Here is a 3,712-nt window from a genome sequence, read left to right on the forward strand (position 1 = left end):
AAAAAAAGATCATTAATTAAGAAATTTGTATTTAGATGGCTGTTTAACAAAGAAACAATTCTACCGGCTAAAACCGGGCTAGGGTAAGAGCCACCATTTACAATAGCAGACGCATAAGCAGGCGTAATATCAACATTCTCTGCCATACCCTTAGAAGATAAACCTGCCATTGCAATTAAATGTTTGAGGCGTCGAGTGCTTCGAACTTTGAGCTTTGGTGTTGATTTCAAATTGTTCACCTCACTTTCAACATCTTTATAATACATCATCGTTTCTAAACATGCAACACTTTTATAAATTAAATATATTCTTTTCTAAACACCTGTTATATGATAATGATATGAACGTGAAAGGATGATCGTACAATGCCCGATGTTAATGCTTCTACGCTTGGCGACCACATCAAAGAGATAATTGATCGCAATGGTTGGTCAATTAGACAAAGTGCCTTAAAAATTGGCGTTTCTCCGGCTTACTTGTCTAAACTTATTAATAAAAAAGCTGACTCTAATCCCAAACCACAAACTCTTTCAAAACTTGCTAAGGGTTTGAATGTACCAGAAAGTGAGCTTATGAGTATTGCCGGATATATGCCTGTTCCGCAGAACGTTCGAGCACACCCCACATCAGATGGTGCTTCAATAACTGCCAATGTGGGTTGGAAAACATCTGATGAGCCGTTAGATGTTTATGGTGAAATTACAGCCGGTCTCCCGACTTTTGCTGATGAGCACATTATCGGCCAAACAATTATTCCGGACGATTTGATAGATAAGTATGGCCGTGACAATTTGTTTGCGCTGCAGGTTGATGGAGATTCCATGAGTAAGGTTATCGCTCCCGGATTTATTGCCGTTTTTGCAAAAGACTGTGAGGTTGAAAATGGCGATATATGTGCTGTTCTAGTAGATGGAGAGAACGCTACATTAAAAAGGTTCAAGGAAACCTCCAAAGCAGTTATCCTTGAACCAGAGTCATTTAATCCTATTTACAAACCACTTATTTTTCCTAAGAACATTGACCAAGATTTTAAGATATTAGGTAAATATGTATTCGCAACAAGTTTATTGCAGTAATTAATTATTGAGGATTTTATGAAAAAAACGTTGTTAAACATTTATTCATTTGTAATTTTAACCTTAGCTTTAATATCAATTTTGCTAGTCGTTTTTGATTTTGTAGAAGTAATAAATATTGACAAATCACCATGGCTTTATTTCGATAATGGTATTCTACTAATCTTTACCGTTGATTATTTTANAAAATAAATGGACTTTTTTTAAGCAAAATATTTTTGACTTGCTTGCCATTTTGCCTTTTTATTCAGCATTCAGTTTTTTTCGATTTGCACGAATTATGAGAATCATGCGATTTGCAAGAGCATTCCGATTCGTTCGTCTTATCGGATTTATAGGGAAAGCTCAACACTATTTACATGGGTTTCTTAAAACAAATGGATTCATATATTTAATTTGGACAAGTTTATCAATTTTAATTTTATCAGCCACACTTTACTCTTTGGCAGAGGGGGTTAGTTGGGGAAATTCTCTGTGGTGGGCATTAACTACTGCAACTACTGTGGGGTATGGAGACATTTCGCCTCACACTGTTGTTGGAAAAATTGCAGCCATTCTTTTGATGATCGTTGGTATTGGGTTCATTGGTTCATTGACAAGTACTCTGACAACATTTTTTACTCAAAAGAATAACGGATCTAGCTTAGATAAGATATATAATAAACTAGAGCAAATGGAAAACGAAAATATTGAATTAAAAAGGAAAATGGATTATTTAGAAAAGAGATTAAAAAAATGATTTTATTGGTAGCGTTAATAATAATTTGGGCAACCTATAAATTTTTTTCTTCATGGATTTGGTGGATATTGGCACTCATGATTGTGGTTAACCTAATTACCTGGTGGAATAGTATCATTGATTTTCTATTTGGGAATCTAGTGACTGGTTTGGGGATCCTCTTTTTATTGATCCTATACCTCATAAATATTTGGCCGACACTTTTTCACAAGTCAACTTATTGGAAACAGTTTAAAGCTCGGCAAGCTAATGGGAGATGAAAAAATGGGGATATTTAAATCAAAAGAAGAAAAAGAACAAAAAAGAGAGCAAAAAGTTAAGCGTTTTTTAGCACAACACGACTTGGATGACTTAAATCCAAAATCTTATCAGCTTGTTAAAAACATTATGAGCCAAAATGGATTAATAGACCTGCTTGCTTATAGTTTAGGTGCTCGTATACATGGATCCGATGCCGAAAACATGATTATTAATAATCTGCAAACTATCGTGGAACAAAATTGGCTGATGATCAAGCAGAATGATACACTGCAAAAACAAAACGCTGAAATCATCAACAATTTAAAAAAATAAATAACCTTGGCCCTTTCGGGGGCTTTTGTTTAACTCACATAACGAACATATGTGCGAAAGGAGATAAGAGGCCATGGCTTCCATTTACAAGCTTAATAAATCATGGGCAGCAAGATTATCCTACCAAGAGAATGGAAAGCGTAAGCGGCTTAATAAAGCAGGATTTTCTACCAAGTCAGCTGCACGTGCATGGGCAACCACTCAGGAAGCGGAGCTACAAAAACATGGTGGTAATCACCTTTCCAAGCAAAGCATCATAGAATACTATCAAGAATGGTTTGACACTTTTAAAAAACCAAGGGTTGCTTCGGCAACACAACGGCGCTACATGGCAACAAAAGAAGTAATTGTGCGTTATTTTGGTAATCGGTCTTTAGACTCGATTGACTATGCTGATTATCAAGAATTTATCAACAAGCTTGCTAGCAGCCATAAATTAGGCACGGTAAAAAAAGTGCATGGACAAGTTCGGGCAGCTATCCGCAAAGCATTTCAAATGGGTAAAATTTCAGCAGATTTTACTGACGGTGCCGAAATATCCGGAAAGCCGGGTAAAAAGCCTGAAGACAAATTTCTTGACCTAGATGATATGCAACGACTTCTAGAATACTGTCTTATGAATATCAAATTCATCACTGATGTTGATCGAGCTATGTATATATGTGCCCTTCTTACAGGTATGCGCTACGAAGAAGTTGCCGGACTAACATGGGATTGTGTCAACTTTGAAAAACACACGCTGAAAGTTAATAAAGCGTGGGATCACGTGGAACATAAATTTGGACCAACTAAAAACGAATCATCCATGCGGACAATCAAGATCGACAGCCAGTTAGTGTTGATGCTCAAGGAATGGCGTCAAATTGTTAACGAATACATGAACCGACGGCATAGGTCGAATCCTAATAATTTTGTCTTTCTTGCTCGCAGTCGTGGAGCCGTTAGCCCGGAAACAGTTAACCACTTGCTACGAAAAGTATATCAGCAAGGCATTATCTCTAAACCAATCACATTTCACGGTCTCAGGCACACACACGCAAGCTATCTGATATCAAGTGGTATCTCTACCCATTACATTTCTGAACGCTTAGGACATAAAAATACGATCGTGACAGAAACCACGTATGCACATCTTTTTAAGAAAAAAAGGATTGAGGAAGAAAACCGAGCAATGAAAATGCTCGAAAATTTAGATAAAAGAAAGCAAAAAATATCGTCTGAAATTCATCAAAAATAGCATTTTTTTCTTCGATGGTCAAAAAATGGTCAATCAAGGATTACAAACATTGATACACTAGCAAGTTTAAAATCTCTCTTGCGACAT

The 3,712-nt window shown here is 36.4% G+C and carries 5 protein-coding genes; 4 read left to right on the top strand and 1 reads right to left on the bottom strand.

All coding sequences use genetic code 11. The features are described 5' to 3' along the window. Nucleotides 1–230 (bottom strand): helix-turn-helix domain-containing protein (locus KTE19_RS13160; RefSeq protein ID WP_217342473.1); only part of this gene is annotated, 230 nt, incomplete at its 3' end. 135 nt (nucleotides 231–365) lie between these two features. Here KTE19_RS13160 and KTE19_RS13165 point away from each other — a divergent pair. The 4 genes from KTE19_RS13165 to KTE19_RS13180 all read left to right on the top strand — a co-directional run bounded on the left by KTE19_RS13165 (nucleotide 366) and on the right by KTE19_RS13180 (nucleotide 3,625). After that, nucleotides 366–1,076 (top strand): LexA family protein, encoded by a 711-nt coding sequence (locus tag KTE19_RS13165; protein WP_217342474.1) that lies wholly within the window; start codon nucleotides 366–368, stop codon nucleotides 1,074–1,076. A gap of 235 nt (nucleotides 1,077–1,311) precedes the next feature. After that, nucleotides 1,312–1,815, top strand: coding sequence for a potassium channel family protein (locus tag KTE19_RS13170; RefSeq protein WP_347339420.1), 504 nt, complete (start codon nucleotides 1,312–1,314; stop codon nucleotides 1,813–1,815). A gap of 264 nt (nucleotides 1,816–2,079) precedes the next feature. After that, nucleotides 2,080–2,388 (top strand): hypothetical protein, encoded by a 309-nt coding sequence (locus KTE19_RS13175; protein WP_217342475.1) that lies wholly within the window; start codon nucleotides 2,080–2,082, stop codon nucleotides 2,386–2,388. A 73-nt stretch (nucleotides 2,389–2,461) separates the two neighbouring features. After that, on the top strand, nucleotides 2,462–3,625 hold the full coding sequence (locus KTE19_RS13180; protein WP_217342476.1) for a tyrosine-type recombinase/integrase: 1,164 nt from the start codon (nucleotides 2,462–2,464) through the stop codon (nucleotides 3,623–3,625). The last annotated feature ends 87 nt before the right edge of the window (nucleotides 3,626–3,712 follow it).

Source organism: Lentilactobacillus dabitei (genome assembly GCF_019061365.1).
Lineage (GTDB): Bacteria > Bacillota > Bacilli > Lactobacillales > Lactobacillaceae > Lentilactobacillus > Lentilactobacillus dabitei.

What these genes read in the sequence shown, in the direction of transcription:
- KTE19_RS13165 (WP_217342474.1), top strand. Translation starts at nt 366, where the DNA reads ATGCCCGATGTTAATGCTTCTACGCTTGGCGACCACATCAAAGAGATA.
- KTE19_RS13175 (WP_217342475.1), top strand. Translation starts at nt 2,080, where the DNA reads ATGGGGATATTTAAATCAAAAGAAGAAAAAGAACAAAAAAGAGAGCAA.
- KTE19_RS13180 (WP_217342476.1), top strand. Translation starts at nt 2,462, where the DNA reads ATGGCTTCCATTTACAAGCTTAATAAATCATGGGCAGCAAGATTATCC.